Source organism: Burkholderia sp. DN3021, from assembly GCF_049805555.1.
Classification (GTDB): domain Bacteria; phylum Pseudomonadota; class Gammaproteobacteria; order Burkholderiales; family Burkholderiaceae; genus Burkholderia; species Burkholderia pyrrocinia_C.
Window position 1 is genome coordinate 1 of record NZ_JBNCAB010000209.1, and the last position, 2,052, is coordinate 2,052.

Below are 2,052 nucleotides of genomic sequence, written 5' to 3' on the forward strand. Positions count from 1 at the left end.
GGCTTGCGGCGCGGCGGGCGGGCCGCCGGCCGGAGGCGAGGACGACGCGCCGGTGCCCGGCGTGCCGACCTGCGAGGTCGCGCCGCCGCCGGCGGGCGCCGATACGGTGCCGGTCAGCAGGCTGTCGAGGCGGCTCGCCAGCAGCGCGGCCGCAACGGAATCGATACCGGTCATGATCGGAGCGTGCTCACCTCAGCCACATCGTTGCGAATCCGGGAGCGGCACGCCGGTGCCGCCCGCGGGAACAGCGCGCGTGCCGCGTGCGGTAACGGGCACGGGCGCCCCGCGCCCGTCTCCCCGAAAAGCGGGGCCCTACCCGCGCGCGCGGTAGAGATCGGTCAATACCTTGGTCGAGCGCCGCGCCTCGAACAGCGCGGACAGCCGCGCGACGTCCGGGCTCGCGAGATCGCGGATCGCGGCGTCGTCGGCCAGGATGCGGCGAATCAGGTCCAGCTTGCGGCCGAGATCCGATTCGTCGAGCGCGACGCCCGGATCGGCTTCCTTCAGCCCGTCGACGAGCTGCATGAATTCGACCTGCAACCCCGGCAACGCGGCCCAGTCGGCGTCGCGCGCGGCGCACAGCATCCGGCCCGACACGGCTGCGAGCGCCTCGTAACGTTCGAAGTATTCGGCCTTGAGATTCATCGTGCTGCTTCCACTGCCTGTTGCGCGGCCATCCGCGCGACTTCCGGGGCGATGCCCGTCCATGCTTCCTCGAGCGTTGCGAGCAGCCCGTCGACCTCGACCAGCATCGCGTCGCTCGCCTGCGCGTTCGCTTCCAGCAGGCGCCGGCCGATATACGCATACAGCGCGTCGAGCCGGCCCGCGATCTCGCCGCCCGCGTCGCGGTTCAGCGACGCCTGCAGGCCGCTCTCGACGATCCGGATCGCCTTGCCGATCGCTTCGCCGCGCGCGGACACGTTGCCCTGCTGCAGATGCATGCGCGCCAGCGCGATCGCCTGCCGCGCGCCCTGGTACAGCATCGCGATCAGCCGGTGCGGGGAGGCGCCCATCACCCCTGTCTCGACGCCGACACGCGCGTATGCACTGGCTCCAGCGTGTCCTGGGGAAAACATGCGCTTCTCCTTGTCATGCCTTGGCTATACGGGAGCCGCCGCCGTGCATCGCACGACGCGGCCTTCTCCGGAGTTATCGGAAGGGATTTGAAAAGCTTTAGACGCGCGGGGCCGCGGCCGGGCGCGGGAAACCGGCCCGCCGGCCCCGCCCGGCAAGGCCGGAGGGCCGTGACCGGGTGCCCGTCCCCGGATGCCCGTCGCCGGATGGCCGTCCCCGGATGCCCGTCGCCGGATAGCCGTCCCCGGATGCCCGTCGCCGGATAGCCGTCCCCGGATGCCCGTCGCGTCACACCGACATCTGCATGATGTCGTTGTAAGCGCTCACTAGCTTGTTGCGGACCTGAAGCCCGAACTGGAAGCCGACGTTCGCTTTCTGCATGTCGACCATCACGTCGTTCAGCGACACGTTCGGCGCACCGACCTCGAACGCCTGTGCCTCGCCGAGCGCGTGCTGCTGGTCGCCGCTGATCTTGTCGAGCGACGCCTTCATCGCGCTCGCGAACGTGCCGGCCGTCGCCGCGCCCGAGCCGGCAAGCGCCGCCGTCGGGCTCGCGACGCCGCCCGACGCCTGCGCGGCCATCGACTGCATCTGTTGCAACACCGAACCGATTCCGCTGACGTTCGCAGCCATGCTGTCCCCAGACATAAGAGAAGAGACCCGGACGCACCGGGCGTTTCCGCCGGCGCCGCACCACGCGCACCATGCCGGATCGCGAAAAAGGATAGCAGCGCGCCGCGCGGCAAAGCCGAGAAAGTACGGGGGAAACCCCGCTCTTTTCGGTCGATCGGAGTATGGCTCGGATCACGATAATCGCATCGTGTCATTGTCCGCCCGCTCGCCCGAGCGAGCTCAGTCGTCCCGCTCCGGAGAAACTCGACGCATGGATTCGCAGGCCAACTCGCTGATCAACCCCGACGCCCGCGCGGGCCTCGCCAGCCCGGCGCCCGGCGCCGCCGCGGCCGCCGCGTTGCCGGG

3 protein-coding genes are annotated in these 2,052 nt (G+C 70.5%); all 3 read right to left on the bottom strand.

Annotated features, from left to right (window positions below; genetic code table 11):
• Window positions 1-312: 312 nt before the first annotated feature.
• The gene (locus tag ACPUER_RS36490) at window positions 313-645 is read right to left on the bottom strand and encodes a flagellar protein FliT (RefSeq protein ID WP_175963324.1); all 333 of its coding nucleotides are present in this window, start codon (window positions 643-645) and stop codon (window positions 313-315) included.
• Window positions 642-1,076, bottom strand: coding sequence for a flagellar export chaperone FliS (fliS, locus tag ACPUER_RS36495; RefSeq protein WP_034179304.1), 435 nt, complete (start codon window positions 1,074-1,076; stop codon window positions 642-644). The genes ACPUER_RS36490 and fliS overlap by 4 nt, the downstream gene beginning before the upstream one ends.
• 286 nt (window positions 1,077-1,362) lie before the next feature.
• Window positions 1,363-1,707 carry a flagellar hook-basal body complex protein FliE gene (gene fliE, locus ACPUER_RS36500; RefSeq protein ID WP_072437573.1) on the bottom strand — a complete coding sequence of 115 codons (345 nt, stop codon included), beginning with the start codon at window positions 1,705-1,707 and terminating at the stop codon, window positions 1,363-1,365.
• Between the last annotated feature and the right edge of the window lie 345 nt (window positions 1,708-2,052).

What these genes read in the sequence shown, in the direction of transcription:
- ACPUER_RS36490 (WP_175963324.1), bottom strand. Translation starts at nt 645, where the DNA reads ATGAATCTCAAGGCCGAATACTTCGAACGTTACGAGGCGCTCGCAGCC.
- fliS (WP_034179304.1), bottom strand. Translation starts at nt 1,076, where the DNA reads ATGTTTTCCCCAGGACACGCTGGAGCCAGTGCATACGCGCGTGTCGGC.
- fliE (WP_072437573.1), bottom strand. Translation starts at nt 1,707, where the DNA reads ATGGCTGCGAACGTCAGCGGAATCGGTTCGGTGTTGCAACAGATGCAG.